We start from the raw sequence: 22163 nt of genomic DNA, 5'->3' as shown, positions 1-22163 counted from the left end.
ACTTTTGAGGTTGCAGCCATGAAGCCCCTTATCGTGCAAAAATACGGCGGAGCCACACTTGCTGATCCAGAAAAGATCAAAGCCGTCTCCGCGCGCGTGGCAAAACAAGCCAAGGACAATTCTCTGATTGTCGTGGTAAGCGCCATGGGCAAAACAACAAATTCATTGATTGATTTGGCCAGTCAGGTTTCCGCTCACCCTCAACGCCGCGAAATGGACATGCTCCTGACCGTTGGCGAACGTATCAGCATGTCCCTGGTTTCAATGGCCTTGAATGATCAAGGCTGCAAGGCGATCAGCTTTACCGGCAGCCAAGCAGGAATCTTCACAGATGACTCTCACGTCAATGCCTTCATCAAGGATGTTAAAGCGTTCCGCGTGGAAGAAGCTCTTAAGTCGGAAAAAGTTGTCATCCTGGCAGGATTCCAAGGTGTTTCACCAACGACCAAGGAAATCACAACTCTGGGTCGCGGTGGTTCTGATACATCGGCCGTTGCCATGGCAGCCGCGTTCAATGCTGAACGCTGCGAGATCCTGAAGGATGTTCCGGCTGTATTTTCAGCTGATCCGAACATCGTAAAAGCGGCAAAGCCGCTGCAAGAATTGAATTATGATCAACTGATGGAAATGACCTTCTGGGGCGCCAAAGTTCTGCACTATCGTTCTGTGGAACTGGCAAAAATTCGTGATGTCACTTTGTACATCGGGCCCGCTTCCAATAAAACTTCTGACGGCACTCTCGTTAAAAAAGGATTGAATATGTTTGAGTCCTGCAAAGCCCTTTCTTTGAACTCCCATGAAACAGTCCTGGAAATCAAATCCCAGGAAAAAAACACGGCAAAAGCTTTGAAGCAACTGCAGACACTATTCGAAGAAAAGCAAATCGCTTTCCCGCAACTCTTGCATTGTGAAATCAATAAAGATCACGCTGAAATTCTGCTGACTGGTCCGCAGGAGATCATGGGAGCAGTGAAGCGCGAAATACAAAGTCAAAAGAACTTCAGTCTGCACCCGCAGGACTACTCTACTGTAACACTGACTTGCACAGGTGCGACCTCACCGGAAATCCCACAACAGGTTCTGGAAAAAATGGACAAGGCGCAACTGCAAGCGCACAAGCTGATCATGAGTGCCATGAGCGTCACTGTCGTGGTGGACGCCACCACAAGAAAAGAAACTATCGACGCTCTTCATGCTTTGATTTAAGGAAGTAAAGACGGCTGCATAACCTGATATCTGTTTTGGACTTTCTTCCAAATATCAGTGTGAGGTCCTGTGATGCCGTCAGGCCCTGTTGCTCCCGCGATTCCGCGAGAGTTCGGCGCCAGTTTTCCACCTGGCAGGAATTGACGTAAATCCGGTCCACCTTTGGCAGCCAGAGCATTCGCTGCGGAATCCAATAGTCCGCCACCTCTGCCATCACCGCCAGATCCACCACCACCGAAAGACCCACCGCCACCAGAACCATAGTATCCGGCATTCACTGCAGAACCATTTGGATCTGTGGGATCGCCCTCACCAGAACGACCTGCTGCGCCTGCGCCAGCACCACCGGAAGAGCTTCCAAAAGCAACACCGCCACCCTGCTTGCCATCGACTCCGGCTTCACCACCGCCTGATGGCATCTCGGCCTGGGCAATCTCTGGAGTTCCAAACATGTCTCCACCAAAATCTTCAGCGTTCGCTGTCCCAGTAAGACGATCCGAGGTGTTTGTGGATATCATACCTGAATCCCCACCAGAAATACTGGCAGTCCCCAGACAAACCGGGTCACTTGGATTTTTGTCGCAGACACACACTTTATTGGAAGCCATTGAAGGATTATTACAATCCATCAGAACATTTGAACAACCCGCCATCGAGGGATTTGCGGTACAAAGCTCAATTGACGGAGTGGAACCATCTGCTGAAGTCAACGAAGCACATTGAGTTGCATTCGCCGCCGTTTGCGCGATGTTATTAATCGCCGCCTGGGCTTCATTCACTTTTGCCGTGTAGTTTGAACACTGATTTCGTGAACTCGTAGCCTGGCCCAACATGGAACTGAATGCAGCCTGATCCGTTTGGCAGGATGGCGTTGAACGCAGGTAGGTGATCGCTGAATCACAAGTGGAAACGCAACTCTTGATTGCGCTGGAACATGTCAATCGGTACGCAGCCAAGGCTCCATTGGCGGCAGCCGACAAAGCCGCTGCACTGGAACAAGCCGCTTGAATACTTGCAGCTGACTGAGCGCCATAAGCCAAAGCCACTTGCCCTGCCATGCTGGTAACATCAGTCATACCTTGATTGTTTCTTTCCTCACAGTTTGAATCCGTGGAAGAGATTTGATTTTGACATTGAGTCATCAGTCTTTGGAATTGAACACTGCAAACACTGGCCGCCGATGCAGAGGATCCAGAAGCTGGATTGGCCTGACAGGTATAAGTATTAGACCCACTGGCTTTACAGGAATAGCCACTTCTGCAATCTCCATTACAATCAGATCTTTGATAGGCCGCTTCAGCCACCACAACTTGCGCAACCAAAAACAGAACTATAAAAAAAGCGCGAAAAAAGATGTTCATTCCCATAGGTAACCTATCGGCATCACATAGGATTAACTTGATCAATTTAGCACCTGCTCCGATTGGAAAATCTCAAATTGATACAGCCCTGATTCTGTTCTCTAATAGGTTGAAATAGATACGCAGCCAACACTGAACAGGAGAATTTGATGGAGCACTCTCTTCCCAATTTCACGGTAAAAGATTCCGCCGGCCGGGACATCTCTTTGGAAAAATACAAAGGCCAAGTGGTCTTGGTTGTTAATGTTGCCAGCAAGTGCGGCTTCACTCCCCAATACAAGGGCCTTGAGGAGGTCTACGAAAAATTCAAGGACCAGGGCTTTGTGATTCTGGGGTTTCCCTGCAATCAGTTTGGCTCCCAAGAACCGGGAAGCAATGAGGAGATTCAACAATTCTGCTCATTGAACTATGGCGTGCAATTTCCGGTCATGGGGAAAGTGGATGTCAATGGCAGCGACACCGCTCCCCTCTGGAAATGGATGAAGGAATCAGCCCCGGGAATTCTTGGCACCGAACTAATCAAGTGGAACTTTACAAAGTTTTTAATAGGTAAAGATGGCAGGGTCATAAAAAGATTTGCACCCAAGGATGAACCCCAGGATCTGGTTGCAGACATCCAAAAAGCCCTCTCCTAAGAGGGAAATCAACCACTTACCCCATTGTTTCACAAGGTTTTCACAAACCTTGTGAAAGCCTGTTCACAGGCACGGTGAAGGGATAGTGACTTCACCGTATTGACTAAAAAGCGATAATAAACGAAATCATGTCCATCGAGATTAACGTTTAAACAAACTTTTAAAAAAGGATATCACATGAAATCACTAGTTATCGCTCTTTCCGTATTTGCAGCAGCTCCAGCTTTCGCTTCAAACTCTTCTTGTATCTCTTCTCTTCTTCAACAAGGTTACTTCTTGGATCAAGCAAAAGTTCTTTGCACAAAAAGCACTACTGCAACTTGTAACGTAAGCGCTATCATGGCTGAAACTGGTTATGACTACTCTCGCGCAGCTTCTCTTTGCCCACGTTCTTACAAATCAAACGCGGCAATCAATGAGTGCGTAGCTCAAGGTTACAACTACTCTACTTGCGCACAATTGAACCACTAGTCTTTTAAATAAGATTATTGAATTCCTCAATAACCCGCTCCCCCTCGAGCGGGTTTTTGTTTTTTGGGAATCCGAGCCCAATTTCGACTACTATTTCGACACAATTCCAATCTTTCAAATTTCACTCTAGACCCTGGTCGGGCGTGCCGATAAGTCCAACATGAAAAAGGGACAAATCATACAAGCAAAAGATGTGTTCGAACTTTACGGTAAAGTCAGATCCGAGATTCGCTTCGAGGATTTTACTCCGCAAACATTCACGATCTTTCACTTTAAAAAGATCTCTGAAACTGAATTCAGGATCGACGACAACCTTCAGGGCGTGAATCACGATCACACTCAGGATTTCATCGCCAAGTTCCCGGATTATGATACATTCTGCGGCGTCGATGCCACTGGCAAGGACAGCATGTTCTCTTTTGGAAGCAAGGAACTGTATGCCACGGTTGTCTATACACCCAGCCAATCATGGACAGAGGTTTACGAGGATCACGAAGGCAATCCCCGCTACAATGAGTACTTAAGAACTCAGGCCATCATCGATCACTACGAAAAGAAAATTGCCTCTTAGGCATATCCGATGATTTACTAGAGGAATCTTATGGAAAGGATTCCTGCAGTGAAGGTTTTAGTAGTCGCAATCGCAACATTGATCTCTGGCACGGCTTCTGCCGTCACCATCACCCAACAAAATCTAATTCCCGAAAATCAAAAAAGTGAATTCATCGGCCAGGGGATTTTGCAATCAATTGCTTCAGAATCAGAAACCGACGCCAAGACAACCGGGGCCGGACTTGGTCTGGCACTTTCATATTACTATGGTTTTGGTGAAAACAATGCGATCGGAGTATCAACAAAGTACCTCGGGCAGAAATTCACCAATAAGAAAACAGGTGATCCCGATCAAACTATAAATTTCAAAGGACTGGAGAATGTCACTTTCCTCTATAAAGGAAATTATGAAGCCGGCTCTTCGACGTTGTTTTTCCATGGTGGGTTTTCATTGCCTGCTGGTCCGCTGAAAGTTGAAGGCGACATTAATACCGCTGATATCTCCACTTCCAGAGGCCAAAGTGCGCTTATAGGAACTTTGGGATTCGTGGTGCCCGTCGGCTCACTTGAGCTGGGAGCATTAACAACCTACGAAAAAAAGGCCGAAGGAAAAGTCGAGTCCACTTCCAGCGGAACGACCACCAAGTATGATTCCAAAGGTGGTGACGTTTTCGGTGCCAGTGTTTTCGCAGAACTAACTGGCGATCTTAATTTGAATTTCTCACTGAATTACAACTGCAGCCAGGATCTGACCTACAGCAATAACAGCGGCAGTAGTGGCGGAAACCTTTATGGCTCGGATTTGATTTCGATGGCCGCAGGAATGCGTACCTCTGTAAATGAAACTTCAGAAATTGTCGGATCTGCCGAAATCAGCAGTCCGACAAACCTTGGAAAACGTGATCTAAAATCGTACGCCCAAGTTGACTTGAACGTGGGCATACGCGTTTCTTTTTAGTTTGGATTACCAGTTGATGATCTCATAAGCGAGTTCCATGTCGGAGCTCGCTACTTCTGGAGCCATGTTGCGCAGAAGTTCCAAAGAACGCACTAATTTCACGCCCTTCACTTCACCTTCAGTAGCAACATACAAAGCCGCATCATCCTTGGAGTCCGCGATAATTTGCTTGTAAGCACAAGACTGAGAACTGTCGCACGCAGTTGATGACGTCAACAAAACGCCAGACACAGACAAGAAGATAGCTGCAATCAAACCGGCATCATCGCTGCCACCACCATGACGTGGAGGAGGACCATGATGACCGCCACCGTGATGTCCGCCGCGACCACCACCATGGTGACCGCCATGCCCGCGACCCGCGAATGAAGTGGATACAAAAGCCAGAACCATAAACAGAGTAACAAATTTTTTCATTTCAAATCCCCCCGGATTAAGTGGTGTTTTTTTATCTCGCGAAGATCCCATATACAAATTGTTTGCCAAGGTCTCAAATAACTCTTCTGAAAGGTGTTTGATTTGACGCGAATGTCAGAAAATTTCAGGGACATTTTGACTCTGGTCTGCCACTGGGAAACAGGGCGACAAATACAAGCGACACCACTTTAACTGACTCATAATGAATGCATCACTTTGACTGCCTAACTTATTTTAGACAGTGTCCAATCCTTCGCCAACTATATGCCTCCATTGACACCTGAATAGTTTATAGACGGCATTTGCCTTGCATATTCGTTTATAGATTTCCATGTTGAGGTTCTTCAAATGAGACATAGCATCGTTTTGATACTTCTGGCACTTTCTCCACTCTGTGCATTCGCACAGGGAACATCGTCTTCTTCCGATGATCTTAAAGTTACGTTAAAAGCAGAGCCCGGTTATAAGAAACAAAAGCGCGTTGTAAAATCTTGGAGCATTTATCCCGCTCGTCGTGTGGTTTACAAGGCTCCGGAGACCAAGGGTTCCAAAACCAACAATCCGCCACTGTTGGTTAAGACTTATGTGGATCCCACACAAAAACGCATGCCTGCTTCATTCGCAAAGCCCGTGGTTGCGAAACCAGTGGTGGCGAAAACTCAAAAATTGGCCAGCGTAAAAATGCCTCTGCGTAAGTCCGCAAAGGCCGCCGTACAGACAGCCCCTGTGGCGCCTGTAGCAGCTTACAATCCACCAACGATGACCGCGAATCAAACTTTGGTTCTTGAGCCAATGACGATCAAGGCTCCCAAGTCCAAACCGATTACTAAGACCCAAAAAATTTCAAGCTTAAGTCCTTATCAAGCCGGGATGGCAAAGGTGGTGCGTGCATCATCACCCAAGAAATCCAGTGGCATGATGGGCAGACAGCAAAAGATTGCATTGAACAAATAGTTTCCGAAAGCTCCTGAAAGTAAAAACCCGCTCCTAAGAGCGGGTTTTTTTATTTTACTCCTAAAGTGGATTTACATCCATCACTCAATCCGTCCTTATTTTTCTTCAAACATTCTTTGATCGCATTCATTTCTGTGATCTTGTCACAGAATTTGATCTTATCCTCTTTACAAGCAGCCATTACATCCGCGGCTTTGCCTTTGGCTTGATCCATCATTTTGCCAGTATCTGGCATTTGGGCCCATGCAGTGCTACCGGCTAACATCGCTGCGATAACCAAGATTTTCATGTGAACTCCTTTATGTTGGTTCAGTGGAACGCCTCTATCTTGTTCCCAGGGCGAATTACAGGCAATCAAGTCACCAATGTATTTAAGCACCACGGATTCGATGATTCTCTTTGCCCTCTAACAATGCCTGTGATTTAGTCATTCCTGCAAGGGGGTCAAAATGACATTTGCTAAGGTATTGGTTGCCAGCTTGGTGCTGTTTGCAGCCGTTGGATGTAAGACAGTTGAAATCAAAGATGGTCGCGTGCCAAATGCTTATCTTTCAAAAGCAAAAAAATACGAAGGCATTTATTCGGGTCGCTTCAATGGAGTGGCTGGGGAACTTATTCTGAACTTTGAAGGCAACAAGCCTGTCATGTCCTTCCGTAATGAAATGGGCACTGACATTTTGAATAACAATTGCCAGTCCTATTTCGGCAACTTGAAGACCGTGCATATCACTGGAAAAAAATCCAATCCCAAAGTGGATGCCATCGAATTTGATTTCAATTCCGGCCGCTGCTCTTTGATGGTTCAAGGTCGCCGCATGTACATTGATTTCAAAGAGAAAAATGGCGCAACCACACTGAAGGTTTCAGTTCTTCGCGAAATGCGCCAACGCCGCGACTGCCGCTGGTACCCTGGCGACAACCACCGCCCACCGTATGAACACTGCACTTGGGTGCAGGATCCGGTTTATCTTTACGGAACATTCGCACGCTAAAAACGAAAAAACCCGCTTCGATGAAGCGGGTTTTTTTATTAGAACAGATCCTTATAAGAAGGTTTTTTTACCAGACCTTCCACTAACTTGGTCAGCCGTTCTTTGGAAATCACCGCCTTGGGGTTTGCAATCAGGCGCAGGTCATAATCCTGATCAACTTTATCTCCAATTAGAATCTCATCATTCTTTTCAGGATTTTCGCGCAAATACTGACGGATATAGGATAGCGGCACAACCCCCACGTCCACGCGATCATTCAGCACCATTCTTACCGTGGCCTGATTGTGATTCACCAGAATGATATCGAACTTGGAACGAAGAAACTGCTCGTCCGTTTTAAATTCAGCAAAACGGTAATGGTAACCCACGATGCCGGCAATTCTTTTACCTTCCAATTTATGGAAGTAACTTTGTTTTTTCGCCCGTTTGCGATGAGCTATGTAAACCTCAGAGTCATCAATCTTCAATGGCAAGGAGTAATGCTCAATCCCCTTCCAGCTCCATCGAGGATCTTCGAAGAAAATCATGTCTATTTTACGTTCAGTGAAACTTTGATAGCGGCGGCGACTTGGAATCTCCAATAATTTGAACTCAAAATCCTTTTGCATGTCGTTCAGCTGTTTTAAGACGTCATTAATAATTCCGCGACCCTTTTCCATATCGTAGTAAGGAGCAAACCCATAGGCCCCAACAGAGACCTCCTGGCGCTCGGCCGCCAACACCACTCCGGAAGGGGCACTAAGAATTAAAAGAATGACTCCAACAAACCAAAACTTCATTTACCCAAAATAAGCCCATCACTGGGGGCAGGCAATGAAATAAAAAAACCCGCTCCTTTTAAGAGCGGGTTTCCAATGTTCATATCTTTCGGCAGCAACTAGTGCTTAGCCTTTTTTACTTTTTCTTTTTTCGGAGCTGCATCTTCAGTTGGCATCTCCATTGGCTCAGTACCTTCATGGTCTTCGCCGTTGTTACCTTCAGCATCGATCAAAAGCTTGCCGATACCATTTGCAGCCAGGATTTTGTTGCGAAGATCAGTCATGTACTCTGGGTGATCTTTCAAGAAGTTCTTAGCAGCATCACGGCCTTGACCCATGCGCTCGCCATTGATGGAGAACCATGCACCAGATTTTTCAACCATGTTTGCAGTCACTGCCAAATCCAGCAAGTCACCTTCTTCAGAAATACCTTCACCGTACATCAAGTCGAATTCAACTTTAGTGAACGGAGGAGCCATTTTGTTTTTCACAACTTTAACTGCTGTACGGTTACCAGTTACGTCCTCACCGTTTTTGATCGCGCCCACACGGCGTACATCCAAACGAACAGAAGAGTAGAATTTCAACGCGTTACCACCAGTAGTTGTTTCCGGGTTACCGAACATCACACCGATTTTCATACGAAGTTGGTTGATGAAGATAACCAGTGTGTTTGAACGGTTCACAGCTGCTGTCAATTTACGAAGAGCTTGAGACATCAAACGAGCTTGAAGACCCACGTGAGAATCACCCATGTCGCCTTCGATCTCTGCGCGAGGAACCAAAGCCGCTACGGAGTCGACAACTAGTACGTCGATCGCGCCAGAGCGAACCAGAGTTTCCACGATCTCAAGAGCTTGCTCACCAGTGTCTGGTTGAGAGATCAACATGTCTTCAGTGTTAACACCCAATTTACGAGCGTAGTTTACGTCCAAAGCGTGCTCTGCATCCACGAATGCAACAACGCCGCCTTTTTTCTGAGCTTGAGCGATAACGGACAAGCAAAGAGTTGTTTTGCCAGAAGATTCAGGTCCGTAGATTTCCACGATACGACCTTTAGGAAGACCGCCGATACCAAGAGCCAAGTCCAAGCTCAACGCGCCAGTGCTGATCGCTTCAACGTCTTTAACCAAAGAGTCGTTCGCGCCCAGACGCATGATTGAACCTTTACCGAATTGCTTTTCGATAGACGAAACTGCCAATTCCAAGGCTTTGTTTTTCTCGTTTTGTGCTTTTGCATCTGCAACAGTTGTATTTGCCATCTGCCTAGTCCCTCTCTATTTATGTGGTTCCTCACCACAATTCTTATTGTTAATTTTTAGCAGCCGGGGGCTACTTTCTTTTATTTCCTGTCGAGAACTTCACACAGCCAACTTACGGACAAGTCCACTGCCGCTTGCTGGATGGTTTTGCGATCTCCCGAAAAGAATTCCTTTCGAGAGCTTTCAAAGCCCGGACCAACAATGGCGAAGCATACAGTGCCCACTGGCTTCGTCGGTGTTCCACCGCTCGGACCAGCAATACCTGTAACTGCCACAGACCAATCTGTTTTCAGCTGTCGACGCACTCCGTGCGCCATTTGACGAGCGACTGACTCGCTCACCGCACCCTCTTGCATGAGAGTGTCTCGACGGACCCCCAGAAGATCCACCTTCGCCTCGTTAGAGTAAGAAACCACAGAGCCTAAAAAGATGTCGGATATACCTGCTTGCTCTGTCAAAAAAGCCGAAAGTGCACCTCCAGTACAACTTTCCGCAAAACCCACTGTGAGTTTTTGGTCGCGAAGGGATCGAATGAACTCTTGGAGCTTCTTATCACGTGACTCAGTCATTTAACCGACCAAAACCTGTGCACCCAACCAGTTGGTTTGAGTGTAAAGAAACTGCATGATCAGACTGACAACAATACCAGCGGCAACGTCATCAACCATCACACCAAGACCTCCTTGGATCTTCTTATCTAAATATCCTATGAATAAAGGCTTCGTAATGTCCAGCAATCTGAACAACACAAAACCAATTAGAATGGCCTGCCACGTCAAAGGCATCCAAACCATTGCGACCAGAAAACCAACAACTTCATCGATAACGATTTCGCTGTGATCATGACCACCCTTAACATCCTCGTAGGCTTGCGCCGCCAAAATTCCCAAACCTAACAAGATCACAGTTGCGACCATGTAAAACAACGGGCCCGCCCAGTTAAAAAGCAAAACCACTGGGACTGTAGCAATTGTAGCAACGGTTCCCGGCGCCTTGGGACTCAGGCCGACGCCAAAAAATGTAGCCAATTTAAGAAGGAATTTTCTCATTCCACAGAGGTACGACGCCCCCTAAAAGGAGGCAATCCCAATCCCTCCTTCGCTGCGCTTCGGCGGGGTTTGAGCGCCCAATACTTAGGCGTGTCGCAACGAGTTAAACTTATGGGTGGTATTAAAATTAGCGATTCGACTTTGGCGGCGGACCTGCCTAATACTGAAGGTCCGCTTTTGATTATATTTTGAAGCGAGGCTCTCTCTCTTTACGAAGTGCCACGGAAGACTTGCACTTCGAGAGAGCTTCGCCAATCTGAACACTACTCTGCAAATTCCATTCGATTGTTCTGGGCCACATAAGGGATCTCGATAATAGCGCGAATGCCTTTTCTTGCCATCATTGCTGAAATCACCGCACGGATGCCGCCGATGTTTTTTCCCTTTGAGCCAATCAGCTGACCCAGACTTTGTGGATGACACTCGACTCTGTAGACCGTCGTGCGTTCGCCCACTGAGTAGTTCACAACGACCTTCTCCGCATGATCCAACATCTCATGCAAAATAGAATGTAAGATTTTTTTTCCCGTCTCTCTTGCAACTTCCTTCTCTTGCTCCAACATAACCTCTCTCCAGTTGTTTATGAACATCACCAACCAAGATCTCCACTCCAGGTTGGTGACTTCAATTTAATCAAGAAAAGAGGACATCTGCGCCGGAACTACGTCCAATATTTTTCGAATGCGAGTGCATATTAGTCCACACTACCTATGGCAGATCCTGAGACCAACTTTCAGGCAGGACCGCTTTGAAATCCTCCTCCCAGAACTCATATTGGGATTTTTCATTCGCAGCTACTCGTTTTTGCTCACGAACACGCAACTCCACCCGACGAATTTTGCCTGAGGCAGTCTTAGGCAAGTCACCAAATTCAAGACGGCGTACACGTTTAAATGGGGTCAAACGTGAACGTGAGTGATTCAATATTTGCAATGCGAGCTCCCGGGTCGGCTCCATACCTTTAGCTAAAAAGATTACAGCCTTCGGGACATTCTGCCTCAACGGATGCGGGCTTGGAATCACGGCCACCTCGCGCACAGCCGGATGCTCAAGCAGCACGCTTTCAATTTCAAACGGACTGATGCGATAGTCCGAACACTTAAACACATCATCTCCGCGTCCCACAAAAACAAAATCACCGTGCTCACCCTTTGCCGCCATATCACCAGTTCGGTAGTAGGAGGCCGTCGTATTTTTCGCAATATCAGACTCCCGGTATCCCGTCATAACACCAATGGCACGGGCACCCAAATCAATGCAAACTTCCCCTTCGTCAGCGGGGTTATTGTCCCGATCCAAGAGAGCGATTTTATAACCCGGCAATGGTTTTCCCATTGTACCTGGATGCACTTCCTGACCCGGACAGTTTCCTATTTGCGCAGTGGTTTCAGTCTGACCATAGCCATCACGCAAGGTCACCTTCCACGCATCCTGATAAGTGCGAATGATCTCCGCATCCAAAGGCTCTCCGGCGCTGACCGCTTCACGCAAATTCATTTTGTACTGATTTAAACCCTCCGCAGCCAACATTCGCCATACTGTGGGTGGCGCGCACACCGAAGTGACGCGGTTTTTTTCCATCGTCTCCATCATGATTTTGGCGTCAAAGCGTTCATGGCGATGGATAAACACCGTCGCTTCTGCATTCCATGGAGCAAAGAAGCTGCTCCATGCATGCTTGGCCCAACCCGGAGAACTGACATTCATGTGAATGTCGCCGGGACGCAAACCGATCCAATACATCGTTGATAAATGTCCCACCGGATAACTTTGATGAGAGTGTTCAACAATTTTGGGTTTCGCCGTCGTTCCCGAAGTAAAATAAAGCAGAAGTGGATCTGTCGCCTTGGTATCACCGTCAGGTTTAAACTCCGCACTTTCCTGAGTGGCATCGGCATAGTTCTGCCAGCCCTCGAAAGACCCGTCCACTGTCAGCTTGATTGCCGACGGCGTCTGAACGTCAAACTTCCCAGCATCGCGCACTGTGGTTGCAATCAACTTCACTTCGCCGCGAACCAATCTATCCTGAAGTTCATCCAATGAAACCAAGGGACTGGTCGGAATCATCACCGCACCCAGCTTCATGCAAGCCAGCATCAATTCCCACAAAGCCGTTTCGTTTCCCATGTACATCAAAACGTGATCCCCACGCTTCAACCCCAGCCGACGAAGATAATTTGCCACTTGAGAGGAGCGGGCCGACATGTCTGCGAAAGTGTACTTCTCTTCCTTGCCTTCCCCACCTGTGATCCACAAAGCCAGATTGCCGTTGCCCTCAGCCATCGGGTCAAAGTAATCCAAGGCCCAATTAAAATTCACCAGCTCCGGCCATTTAAACTCTCTGGTGGCATAGTCGTAATCCGCACGATGCAAAATTAGAAAGTCCCGAGCTTGTTTGAAGTCATTATTCATTGCCACTACACACCTCCACCATTCATAAAATTTTATCACTGACGCGCCTCTTCGAGGATTTGTGTTTTTGCAACTTCCTGTGCAAACACAATCCCCCGTGATATAAAAATGGAATGGCAGCATTTAAAGCGATTATCGTCGGTTTGTTCTTTGCGATTTTTATTTACATAACCCATCAATTGGTAAGGCATGCTGATCTTTCAATCGGACAAGCCCTGTTTGTTGTCGGATTCGTTGCGACTTTGTTTGCCATCGTCATCTCAATGCCATTGTTTTTCTGGTCGCGAAGTGAGGCACGCTCCACGCCGAAACCATGGCATGATCCCTATTTCAGCGCCGCCCATTTCTCGATGGCCTATATGAGCTTTTTACTTTCCTTCGTAATACTGCGTGATCTGGTGGGTTTTATTTTGAATTTCACCCAGCCTGAGTTTGTCGGCACCCAGCTTTACAGCGCCCAGGCCACGGGAATTCTTTTGGTGGTTCCATTTATTTTACTTTTGCTGGGAACTTTGGTGGTCCGATTGGGCGCCAAGGTCATCAAACTGAATGTTCAATTCGACAAACTGCCTTCGGGCTTAAACAATCTGCGCATCGTGCACGTTACAGATCTGCATCTGGCAGCGGGCCTGCCGGTCAATTTCGTGCGCAATTTAGTAAGCAAGATCAATCAACTGGATGCTGATATTGTGGTTTTCACAGGTGACATTCTGGACGATCACGCCATTCGCCATCTGCCCGAATTTGATCTGCTTAAAACTGTTCGCGCAAAGCATGGTTGCTATTTTGTGGCCGGCAACCACGAGTACTACTGGAATATTGACGAGGGCTTAGCCGCATTCCGCTCCATCGGTTATCACGTACTTGTGAATCAAACCGAAACCCTTGAAATCAACGGCGCGACCTTGCAGATTTCAGGAATCGCTGACCCGGCGGCCCGCCAGTTTGGCAAGGAACCCGCCGACCTTGAAAAGCTGGTTTCCGAACAGAAACCTGAGGCTTTCAAGATTTTCCTGGCGCATCAACCCGCCATTGCCGACAAAGCCTGCGACAAAGGCTTCGATCTGCAACTTTCCGGGCATACACACGGTGGACAGTTCTTCCCTTGGAACTTCCTGATCGTTTTCTTTCAGCGCTACCCGAAAGGCCTTTACCGCATTAAAAATATGCAGCTCTATGTCAATCAAGGAACGGGTTACTGGGGGCCTAGTTTACGGCTTGGCACCTTCTGCGAACTGACCGAAATTACACTGAAAAAAGCATGACTTGCTTAGGCAGTAACAGTAGTTTGGAACTGCCTATGTCTGAACAAAAAGACCCGCAACAAAAACTGGATGAAAGCAAGGAAACCAAGATCGCTGCCAAACGCAAGATCATGGATATAATTGCACGTCGCGAACATTCTGAAGCAGAACTCAGAACGAAATTGTCCGGCAAGTTTGCAGATGTTGAGGGTGGACTCGAAGCAATCGAAGAAGCCATTTCCTATGCCAAGGATAAGAATTGGTTGGAGGAGCCTTCGGAACTTGCCTATCGATTGGCAGACATGCTCCACCTGCGCAACAAAGGTATAAACTATATTAACGGTTACCTTGAGGAAAAAGGCCTTCCTTCAATAGAGACCGACAGTGCACTTGAACTGAAAAAGGCACTGGCCATTGTTGCCAACAAGTTTGATGAAGATTTTAAATTTTCCCATGAGGACAAAGCGCGCGTAGGACGCCTGCTTGCTGCCCGTGGGTTTGATTCCGAGACCGTTAGAAAGGTTATCTATGAAAAGCTCTGAGATCAGAAATGCTTTTATTAAATACTTCGAGAAGAACGGACACAAAGCTGTCTCCTCTTCTTCATTGATCCCTGAGAACGATCCGACGTTGCTTTTCGCAAACGCCGGAATGAATCAGTTCAAAAACACTTTCCTGGGTCTTGAGAAAAGGGATTACTCTCGTGCCGTGACTTCGCAAAAATGCGTGCGCGCTGGTGGTAAACACAATGACTTGGAAAACGTGGGCTTCACAGCACGTCACCACACATTCTTTGAAATGTTGGGTAACTTTTCTTTTGGTGACTACTTTAAGAAAGACGCGATTCACTTTGCTTGGGAATTCCTGACAAAAACTTTGGCGATTCCAAAAGAAAAGCTTTATGTAACGGTTCACATTTCTGACGATGAAGCAGCCGACATTTGGCACAACCAGGAAGGCATCCCTCGCGATCGCATCTTCCGCTTCGACAAAGACAATTTCTGGAAAATGGGCGACACCGGTCCTTGCGGTCCTTGTACAGAGATCTTCTACGATCACGGCCCTGACGCTGGAACAATTGCAGATCCGTTCAAAGGTATCGAAGCTGGTGAAGACCGTTTCGTGGAAATCTGGAACTTGGTATTCATGCAGTACTTTGAAAATCCTCCAGGAACTTTGACTCCACTGCCAAAACCGTCTGTGGACACAGGTGCAGGTCTGGAGCGCGTGACTGCAGCTATGCAGGGTCAGTTCAACAACTACGATACGGATTTGTTCCAACCGATGATTCAACTTGCTTGCAAAATCGGAAACGTAAAATACATCTCAGACAAAAAGGTATTGGCAACAGACGCAAAAGCCGCAGAAACAACATCTGCACTTCGCGTTCTTGCTGACCACTGCCGTTCCACTTCATTCCTGATTGCTGACGGTGCATTGCCATCAAACGAAGGCCGTGGTTACGTTCTTCGCCGAATCATGAGACGTGCGATTCGTTATGGTCGTAAGCTTTCTGCTGATAAGTCTTTCTTGCCAGGTATGGCTGAAGCTTTGATCGACTCCATGGGTGCCGTTTACCCTGAGCTTGTGACTCGTCGTGATCATATCCTGAATACCATCCGTGACGAAGAAGATCGTTTCTTGGCGACGCTGGATAAAGGCACTGAGATCCTGACTACAGAACTTGCCAAAGCCAAAGCAGCTGGAACAAAAGAACTTTCCGGCGAAGTGGTATTCCGCATGTACGACACTTACGGCTTCCCTGCTGATCTTACTCGCGTGATTGCGAATGAAAACGGCATCGAAGTGAACGAAGAGGCTTTCGAAAAAGAGATGGAAGCAAATCGCGCCAAATCCAAGGCTTCTTGGAAAGGCAAATCCATGGGAGCTGACGAAGCTCACATGATTAAGTTTGCAAAGGACTACTTGCAGTCCGGAAAATCCGTAACATTCCTGGGATACAACGGCACTATCGGTGATGGTACGGTGATGGCCCTGTCCAACGGTCAATCCGTTGTTAACGAGCTTAAAACGGGCGACACCGGCTTGATCATCCTTGATGCGACAACATTCTACGGAGAAGGCGGCGGCCAGGCCGGCGACGTTGGTTACATCATGCTTGATACCAACCGTGCCCGCGTTGCCAATACGACTAAAATTGACGACATTGTTCTTCATCATGTGGAAGTGGAACACGGTTCCTTCAAGGTCGGCGCAAAAGTGGTGACTGGCGTTGATCCTGTTGAAAGAAGAAACACAGCCAGCAACCACTCCGCAACTCACTTGTTGCACGCAGCACTTCGTAAAGTTCTAGGTGTTCACGTGACACAAGCGGGCTCCCTGGTTGATGCTGAAAAAACTCGCTTCGACTTCACACACAACAAACCGGTAAGCACAGAAGAGATCCGCAAGATCGAAGACATGGTGAACGAGCAGATCGCTCGCAGCCTGGATGTGCAAACTGAGTTGATGCCACACAAACAAGCCATCGAAAAAGGGGCTATGGCCTTGTTCGGTGAAAAATACTCCACAGACGTACGCGTTCTGACTATGGGGGATTTCTCTTGCGAGCTGTGCGGTGGAACTCACGTGAAGAACACTTCCAGCATCCGCTTCTTTAAAATCGTGTCTGAATCCGGCGTAAGCTCTGGCGTTCGTCGCGTGGAAGCCATCACTGGCGATGCAGCGGTTAAATACGCAATGAACTCCATTGTTCATTTGGATGAAGCATTGGCTGCGGCAGGATTGCAAAAATCCGCTCACTACTTGAAGCACCTTGAAATCACTGGCGAAAAGGCAACACTTGCAAACCGTGTTGAGACTATCAAAGAGCAGGTCAAATCCCTTGAGAAGGAAATCAAGAAACTTCAAGGTGGCCAAGTGAATGTTGACGAGTTGGCTGGCAAAGCGATGACGTTTAAATCCAAATCCGGCGTTGCCGCCAAACTTGTTCTGGCAGATGTGCCGATGGATGACCGCGAAGTTTTGGCAAAAGTCACTGACGACTTGAAAAACAAAATCCAATCCGGAATTGTTGTGGTCGTGGGTCAAGGTGATGGCTCAAACCCTATTATTGTATCTGTTTCCAAAGACATTACTGGCGACCACAAAGCCGGAGACGTTCTGAAGGAAGTAGCCGCAATCATGGGCGGTAAAGGTGGCGGCAGACCGGATTTCGCACAAGGTGCAGCTCCGGATCGCTCCAAGCTGGGCGATGCCTTCACAAAAGTTCGCAGCACGCTGGGCCTCTAAGGTAAGGACTTACTTTATTCAAAAAACAAAAAAGGCCGGTGCATTTGCACTGGCCTTTTTTTTTCGTACTATTCGCAAAGCATGCCGTGGAAATTCTTCTGGATATATGCCACCAGGCCGCGGAAAGATTGAGCTACCTGTTCATCACAGATATCTTTATAACCTCTGCCGCATGAATCATAGCTTTCGCCCAGATTCATTTTTTGATCATTGAGAATCAGCGATACATACCCCGCACTATAAGATTGCGCACACATGACGTCCTCTTCAGGAACTGGCTTGCCACAGATACTTCCCGCTTTCAGATAGCTTTGTAGTTCCGCCAAGTCGGCAGGCTGCAGACAGGATTCTTCGATCACTGATTGCGAGGAATCGATCACTTGAATTCGGCCAGTCTTTGAATCAATCGACAAGATTCCTTGTGGGACGGGAACTTCAACGGATGTGATGGCAGATGATTCAGCGTCAGCACCTAATGCAGGAGTGACCACATGGCTGGAAGGAGAAGGAAGCTCAGAGGCAGACAGATTCGACTGACTGCAGTTTTGAAATCCCAATATGAGACACCCGGCCAGAACTACCAATCCGCCTTTATTCATCACTATCCCCCGTTTATGACCTATCGGTAAGACTGTAAGGAACTTGACCTTGGTACTGCGAAATTCTGTGTGTTCTTACAGTGATAGAGTTCAAGTCGCATATATTGCGCAATGCATTTGCGTTGCTAGACCATAGTCGGTGAAATAGCCTCGTTCTGGTCCACTGAATAATTAAACAACTAAGGAGACTTCAATGAAAAAAATGATCGTAGCAGCTCTTGTTCTTGCGGGTTCTACAGCTTTTGCTGATGCCACTGTTTTGAAATGCTCTGCACCTTCCAAAGGTAAAGCAGCAACAATCAACATCACTATCGGTGACGATACTTCTGTTGATTTCCTGACTATGGAAGTTAAAGAAAAAACTGGTTCTTCCACTTTCTTCGCTCAATTGGATAAAGGCACTGTTGCGAACCAATTGAAACAAGGTTACTTGCAAACTTTGGCTTTGACTGAAAAGTCTGCGCAAACTGATGACGGCGTAATCAGAAACACTGGTTTCTTCGGTGTTAGCGCTGACAATGGTTCATACTCTGGCTTCATGGCTGCTAACGGCAACATCTACCCAGTTTCTTGCACTAAGTAATTAGTATATTGCGGACACACTCTGTCCAAAGTAAAAAGGCCGATGCAATTGCACCGGCCTTTTTTTTATCAAATCAGGAAACGAAAACTAATTCGATTAGAAATCCATACGAAGATTTGCGTAAGCAGTTTCGATCTTACGATCTGTCGCGGACGCAGCACCGACAGTTGCCGGCGTATAGTCATAGTCTTGCAACATATAACCCACGCGGAAAGCGACATTTTGGGCGAATTTTTTTGTCACATAAAGATGGTAACCCTCACCACGCGTACCATAGAAGTTAGTAAGTTCTTCTGCAGCAGTTGCATAGTAAAACGAATCCTCTGAACCATGAACCCATTCACCACCCAGGATCCACGTCCCCAGCGTATAACGAGTTGATAACAAGAACACATCTCCCTTATTTTCGTCACTGGATGAGTTCGTGTCAAAACCAACTGGCGCGCCCGAGCTAAGGATACCGTTAGATTTCAACTTGCTGGCAAGGTAACTCAATGACAAATCCCAACCCGAATGTGCGATTCCGTTTAACTCCCAAGCCAAAGTAGTTCCACCGATGCCGATTGTTAGATTACCGGTGTCAGACAATCCTCCCGAAGCCGGAATATATAGATCGGAGTTTTGGAAGTTCAACAAAACCAAGCCCATATTGTCAGCCCAGCTCAAATCCTTCACAGCGTAGTCGATCATAAGTCCATAGCCAGGCGCAGCTGTTTTCACATTTGCACCCTGCCCGTTTGTTGGCGCATTCGTATATGTGCCGTTCGAGCCTGCATAGTATTGACCAAATGGAGTATAAAGACCACGTAATGCCAACTGGTGACCTTCTGGCATATATTGATCCAATTTATAAGATAAACCCATACCATCAAGTACGGAATTGTAGCTCAACATTGGGTAAGTACCCATGCGGGCACGACCGTCTTTGTAATTCTGTGGCTGACCATCAACTGTTGGCAGACGTCCAATGAAGAAATTTAGGCCCGTATCTGGGATCGTGAAATCCGCGTAAGCTTTTTCAAGCACAACATGGGAGTCGCGGTAAGAATTGGCAGATGTCAAATCAGTCGCTGCCGCTAGATCCTGCTGATAGAACGTATTGAAGTGCTTCGTCGTGGTTAAGCGCGAATAGAACTTAACATTTTTTGAAATATTGGCATCGACATTAAACTGAAACTTCATACGAAGATACGTCAAATCACTATTATCAAACGCCGGATTCCCGGCTGTATTCGGGGTAGTTTGTGACGCTTTAAGAATATCATCAAAACGAGTTTGAAACATTCCGCTGAAGTTAAAGATGTTCAGGGATTGATTTGCTTCCAACTCAGAAACGCGTTCTTCAAGAGTAGCCGCGTTAACTGTCGGAACCATCAACATACCTGCGATAAATGCTGCTGAGATTTTTTTAAAATTGTTTTTCATGATGTTAATTTCCTTGAGATGTTATTGACCAACAACGGCGCCAGCGTTTTCTTTCAAACATGGAACTTTACAGCCATCCACGTCGACTTTGTCCCCTGGTACACAAGATAAGAAAAGATTCTTAACTTGTCTTAGAGCTTCGTCATTCGCCATATCTTTGCTGCATGCTTTTTTAACTGCCGCTTGAACCAGTTCAACTTTGCCTTGTGCCATTGCGTGGCCAGAGAAAAGTGTCACAGTAGCCAGAGTCATCAAGACCCATTTTGCCATAAACATCCTCCATTTGGTGTCCTCATGAAAGCCTGAAGTTCCCTCGATTTTCGGTCAATGAATCTTGACATTGTTTGACGAAGGTCAAGAGATTAACCCCGACTTTAGTTTTGATGGTTCAGGACCAACATCCGTAAAACACTCCAAGTTTACATGACCAAGGTCTTGAAAATGAACGATCTGCAACGAAAAGGTGTTTAAAATTCGGTTAAGTTTTCGTCCTCAACACCGATCAAAGATAGGTAGAAATGCTAAGGAGTTTCGTGTGTTCAAGAAAATCGGCATCGGGAAATCATTGTTACTGTATGTATTTGCATCTGCATCTTTTGTATTGCTAGTAGGATGCGCTTTCTTTTACACAAGCCAAAAAGCGCTTACGACACTTGGAAGCGTCAGTGAATTTGGCATTTCCTCTTTGTCGATTCAAAATAAAATCATTAAATCCATGGCTTTGGTTCACTCCAACATCCTGCCAATTGCTGCTGATACTGACAAAGATTCACGTGATATCCGTGTTGAGCTGGTAGGTGGCTTCTTAAAGGAATTAAAATCCCTGAAAGCAAAGTGCGGTGAAAACTGCAACAGCATCAATGCTGACTTGGAAAAATACGAAGCCAGCTGGACTGACATACAAGCTTCCTTGGCTAAAAACGACTTACCAACATCTGCCAACAAGATCCTGAACAATTTAAATCCGATTGCAGAAAAAATATTTGAACAAATGGATAAAGCTGCAACAGAGACTGACAAAAAAACAGCAGAACTTCTGGCTTCAGCTGACAAAGACAGCACTCAGAAAAAACAAATACTTCTTGGGATGATCTGTGTACTGGTTCTTTCGGTTATCAGCATGGGCTTCCTGTTCCAAAAACGCCTGGTCAATGCATTGAAGCTTGTTGTAGACCGTGTTCATCACTCTGTGACCGAAACCACTTCAAAATCACAAAGCATCTCTGAATCAAATGTGAAGCTTTCCCAGTCATCAACAACTCAAGCTGCCTCAATCGAAGAGACCGTGGCTTCTTTGGAGGAAATGTCCAGCATGATCCAAAGAAATGCCGAGGGCGCTGCCACGGCTGCGACACTTTCCACGGAAAGCAATCGCGCTGCCACCGAAGGTGGTAAAGAAATCGAACAACTGATCACTTATATGAAAGAGATCTACACCGGTTCTAAAAAAATCGAGGAAATTATCTCCGTCATTGATGACATCGCCTTCCAAACCAACCTTCTGGCTCTGAATGCAGCGGTTGAAGCCGCACGTGCTGGCGAGCAAGGAAAAGGTTTTGCGGTCGTCGCAGACGCTGTCAGAACTCTGGCACAAAGATCTGCCAATGCTGCCAAAGAAATCAGTGGCTTGATCAAAGAGAGCGTTGGGCAAGCGGAACGCGGAACTAAAGTTGCGGACAACTCCGGCTCAGCACTGACTAAAATTATTACTTCTATCGAAAAGGTTTCTGCCCTGAATGGCGAGATTTCCGAAGCCTGCCAACAGCAAGCATTGGGTATCAAGCAGTTAAGCCAGGCTATGAGTGAGATCGACAAAACGACTCAGACTAACGCAGCCGTGGCAGAAGACCTGTCTCAATCCTCCAGTGTACTGATGGGCGAAGCCGAATCGCTAAGCGCAGCAACTGACGAGCTTAATTTGATGCTGAACGGCCGCAAAAAGGCCGGTTGGGATACAGAAAAAGCTGCGGCGTAAAGCGCAATCCTTGTCTCCGGCTCCGATCTGATCTTTAATTTTTAGATCACATCGGAGC

At 46.8% G+C, this 22163-nt stretch carries 24 protein-coding genes; 12 read left to right on the top strand and 12 right to left on the bottom strand.

The window, feature by feature from the left end:
* Nucleotides 1-18 precede the first annotated feature (18 nt).
* On the top strand, nt 19-1206 hold the full coding sequence (locus AAAA73_RS12260) for an aspartate kinase (protein WP_340598610.1): 1188 nt from the start codon (nt 19-21) through the stop codon (nt 1204-1206).
* Here the strand turns inward: AAAA73_RS12260 and AAAA73_RS12255 are convergent.
* Nucleotides 1203-2567, bottom strand: coding sequence for a hypothetical protein (locus AAAA73_RS12255; RefSeq protein WP_340598609.1), 1365 nt, complete (start codon nt 2565-2567; stop codon nt 1203-1205). The two genes, AAAA73_RS12260 and AAAA73_RS12255, sit on opposite strands and share 4 nt — an antisense overlap.
* A gap of 149 nt (nt 2568-2716) precedes the next feature.
* Between AAAA73_RS12255 and AAAA73_RS12250 the strand changes: the two genes are divergently transcribed.
* From AAAA73_RS12250 to AAAA73_RS12235, 4 genes are all read left to right on the top strand, one after another.
* A complete protein-coding gene (locus AAAA73_RS12250; RefSeq protein ID WP_340598608.1) occupies nt 2717-3202 on the top strand; it encodes a glutathione peroxidase in 486 nt (161 codons plus the stop codon).
* Between the two features lie 177 nt (nt 3203-3379).
* A complete protein-coding gene (locus AAAA73_RS12245; protein ID WP_340598607.1) occupies nt 3380-3673 on the top strand; it encodes a hypothetical protein in 294 nt (97 codons plus the stop codon).
* Between the two features lie 160 nt (nt 3674-3833).
* Nucleotides 3834-4244 (top strand): hypothetical protein, encoded by a 411-nt coding sequence (locus tag AAAA73_RS12240; RefSeq protein ID WP_340598606.1) that lies wholly within the window; start codon nt 3834-3836, stop codon nt 4242-4244.
* Nucleotides 4245-4274: 30 nt separating this feature from the next.
* Nucleotides 4275-5183 carry a hypothetical protein gene (locus AAAA73_RS12235; protein ID WP_340598605.1) on the top strand — a complete coding sequence of 303 codons (909 nt, stop codon included), beginning with the start codon at nt 4275-4277 and terminating at the stop codon, nt 5181-5183.
* A gap of 6 nt (nt 5184-5189) precedes the next feature.
* Here the strand turns inward: AAAA73_RS12235 and AAAA73_RS12230 are convergent, their stop codons facing one another.
* On the bottom strand, nt 5190-5600 hold the full coding sequence (locus tag AAAA73_RS12230; RefSeq protein WP_340598604.1) for a DUF2388 domain-containing protein: 411 nt from the start codon (nt 5598-5600) through the stop codon (nt 5190-5192).
* A gap of 348 nt (nt 5601-5948) precedes the next feature.
* Here AAAA73_RS12230 and AAAA73_RS12225 point away from each other — a divergent pair, with 348 nt between their 5' ends.
* A complete protein-coding gene (locus AAAA73_RS12225) occupies nt 5949-6554 on the top strand; it encodes a hypothetical protein (RefSeq protein WP_340598603.1) in 606 nt (201 codons plus the stop codon).
* Nucleotides 6555-6603: 49 nt separating this feature from the next.
* On the opposite strand, the gene AAAA73_RS12220 is transcribed toward AAAA73_RS12225, so the two are convergent.
* Entirely contained in the window at nt 6604-6843 is a 240-nt protein-coding gene (locus AAAA73_RS12220; RefSeq protein ID WP_340598602.1) for a hypothetical protein, read from the bottom strand.
* A gap of 160 nt (nt 6844-7003) precedes the next feature.
* Between AAAA73_RS12220 and AAAA73_RS12215 the strand changes: the two genes are divergently transcribed.
* Complete coding sequence (locus AAAA73_RS12215; protein ID WP_340598601.1) at nt 7004-7546, top strand: hypothetical protein; 543 nt, start codon at nt 7004-7006, stop codon at nt 7544-7546.
* Nucleotides 7547-7584: 38 nt separating this feature from the next.
* Here AAAA73_RS12215 and AAAA73_RS12210 read toward each other — a convergent pair whose 3' ends face one another.
* The 6 genes from AAAA73_RS12210 to AAAA73_RS12185 all read right to left on the bottom strand — a co-directional run bounded on the left by AAAA73_RS12210 (nt 7585) and on the right by AAAA73_RS12185 (nt 13027).
* Nucleotides 7585-8325, bottom strand: a complete 741-nt coding sequence (locus AAAA73_RS12210) for a transporter substrate-binding domain-containing protein (RefSeq protein WP_340598600.1) — start codon at nt 8323-8325, stop codon at nt 7585-7587.
* Nucleotides 8326-8423: 98 nt separating this feature from the next.
* Complete coding sequence (gene recA / locus AAAA73_RS12205; protein WP_340598598.1) at nt 8424-9566, bottom strand: recombinase RecA; 1143 nt, start codon at nt 9564-9566, stop codon at nt 8424-8426.
* Nucleotides 9567-9646: 80 nt separating this feature from the next.
* On the bottom strand, nt 9647-10135 hold the full coding sequence (locus AAAA73_RS12200; protein WP_340598597.1) for a CinA family protein: 489 nt from the start codon (nt 10133-10135) through the stop codon (nt 9647-9649).
* On the bottom strand, nt 10136-10615 hold the full coding sequence (locus AAAA73_RS12195) for a phosphatidylglycerophosphatase A family protein (RefSeq protein WP_340598596.1): 480 nt from the start codon (nt 10613-10615) through the stop codon (nt 10136-10138).
* A gap of 263 nt (nt 10616-10878) precedes the next feature.
* A complete protein-coding gene (locus AAAA73_RS12190; protein ID WP_340598595.1) occupies nt 10879-11178 on the bottom strand; it encodes a KH domain-containing protein in 300 nt (99 codons plus the stop codon).
* Nucleotides 11179-11323: 145 nt separating this feature from the next.
* Entirely contained in the window at nt 11324-13027 is a 1704-nt protein-coding gene (locus tag AAAA73_RS12185) for an AMP-binding protein (RefSeq protein WP_340599373.1), read from the bottom strand.
* A gap of 113 nt (nt 13028-13140) precedes the next feature.
* On the opposite strand from AAAA73_RS12185, the gene AAAA73_RS12180 reads away from it, so the two are divergent.
* Genes AAAA73_RS12180 through alaS form a run of 3 tightly spaced genes read left to right on the top strand, consistent with a single transcriptional unit; the run spans nt 13141 to nt 17523 of the window.
* Complete coding sequence (locus AAAA73_RS12180; RefSeq protein WP_340598594.1) at nt 13141-14292, top strand: metallophosphoesterase; 1152 nt, start codon at nt 13141-13143, stop codon at nt 14290-14292.
* A 35-nt stretch (nt 14293-14327) separates the two neighbouring features.
* Nucleotides 14328-14813, top strand: coding sequence for a regulatory protein RecX (locus AAAA73_RS12175; RefSeq protein ID WP_340598593.1), 486 nt, complete (start codon nt 14328-14330; stop codon nt 14811-14813).
* On the top strand, nt 14800-17523 hold the full coding sequence (gene alaS, locus AAAA73_RS12170; RefSeq protein WP_340598592.1) for an alanine--tRNA ligase: 2724 nt from the start codon (nt 14800-14802) through the stop codon (nt 17521-17523). The genes AAAA73_RS12175 and alaS overlap by 14 nt, the downstream gene beginning before the upstream one ends.
* Before the next feature lie 68 nt (nt 17524-17591).
* Here alaS and AAAA73_RS12165 read toward each other — a convergent pair whose 3' ends face one another.
* Nucleotides 17592-18122, bottom strand: coding sequence for a hypothetical protein (locus AAAA73_RS12165; protein ID WP_340598591.1), 531 nt, complete (start codon nt 18120-18122; stop codon nt 17592-17594).
* A gap of 193 nt (nt 18123-18315) precedes the next feature.
* On the opposite strand from AAAA73_RS12165, the gene AAAA73_RS12160 reads away from it, so the two are divergent.
* Entirely contained in the window at nt 18316-18705 is a 390-nt protein-coding gene (locus AAAA73_RS12160; RefSeq protein WP_340598590.1) for a hypothetical protein, read from the top strand.
* Nucleotides 18706-18801: 96 nt separating this feature from the next.
* Here AAAA73_RS12160 and AAAA73_RS12155 read toward each other — a convergent pair whose 3' ends face one another.
* Nucleotides 18802-20130 (bottom strand): DUF3373 family protein, encoded by a 1329-nt coding sequence (locus tag AAAA73_RS12155; RefSeq protein WP_340598589.1) that lies wholly within the window; start codon nt 20128-20130, stop codon nt 18802-18804.
* 21 nt (nt 20131-20151) lie between these two features.
* On the bottom strand, nt 20152-20400 hold the full coding sequence (locus AAAA73_RS12150; RefSeq protein WP_340598588.1) for a hypothetical protein: 249 nt from the start codon (nt 20398-20400) through the stop codon (nt 20152-20154).
* A gap of 265 nt (nt 20401-20665) precedes the next feature.
* Between AAAA73_RS12150 and AAAA73_RS12145 the strand changes: the two genes are divergently transcribed.
* On the top strand, nt 20666-22105 hold the full coding sequence (locus AAAA73_RS12145; RefSeq protein ID WP_340598587.1) for a methyl-accepting chemotaxis protein: 1440 nt from the start codon (nt 20666-20668) through the stop codon (nt 22103-22105).
* The last annotated feature ends 58 nt before the right edge of the window (nt 22106-22163 follow it).

The sequence above is a fragment of the Bdellovibrio sp. GT3 genome, from assembly GCF_037996765.1.
GTDB lineage: Bacteria > Bdellovibrionota > Bdellovibrionia > Bdellovibrionales > Bdellovibrionaceae > Bdellovibrio.
Note: the sequence above shows the minus strand (reverse complement) of the source record. Positions and strands in the feature narration are given on the sequence as shown.